Annotated in this window: 1 protein-coding gene; it reads left to right on the top strand. The window is 38.0% G+C overall.

Translation table 11 applies throughout. From position 1 onward, the window contains the following. Positions 1-99 precede the first annotated feature (99 nt). Positions 100-564 carry an IS200/IS605 family transposase gene (gene tnpA, locus D7Y06_RS25505; protein ID WP_120410237.1) on the top strand — a complete coding sequence of 155 codons (465 nt, stop codon included), beginning with the start codon at positions 100-102 and terminating at the stop codon, positions 562-564. The last annotated feature ends 46 nt before the right edge of the window (positions 565-610 follow it).

Genomic DNA, 610 nt, shown 5'->3' with positions numbered 1-610 from the left:
TGAATCATAGGGGGGTACATTCCCCGATGCTTGCATCGTAACTTGCTTAACACAATACTAAAAAAGTGATAGAATGTAAGCGGAAAGGAGAAGTTGTAGATGAGTGAGAATATCCACAAATCACACAACGTATCAAGGCTTATGTATCATTTTGTGTTTCCGACAAAATATCGAAGGGTTGTAGTAAACGGTGAGGTAGAGCAGGTAATAAAAGAGACATGCTTGGAAATTAGTAAACGTTATGACTTATATTTTCTGGAAATAGGAACGGACAAAGATCATGTACATTTTCTTATCCAGGCAGTACCAAGTTATAGTCCAATGCAAATAGTGAAGATTGTAAAAAGCATCACGGCAAAAGAAGTGTTTGCAAGATGCCCGGAAGTCAAGAAAAAACTCTGGGGAGGAAATTTCTGGTCATCAGGTTATTATGTAGGGACAGTGAGTGAGCATGGAAATGAAGAAGTAATAGCGAATTATGTAAAGAATCAGGGAAGTGAGTATAAGAAACTATTTCGAAATAAAGGGATAGAGGGACAGCTAAGTATGTACGATTATGTGTAGAGGAAGAGACAAAGAAACTTTCATACCCCGCTTTCATTCCCGCTTT

Source organism: Roseburia sp. 1XD42-69 (assembly GCF_003612565.1).
Classification (GTDB): Bacteria; Bacillota; Clostridia; order Lachnospirales; family Lachnospiraceae; genus Roseburia_B.
Note: the sequence above shows the minus strand (reverse complement) of the source record. Positions and strands in the feature narration are given on the sequence as shown.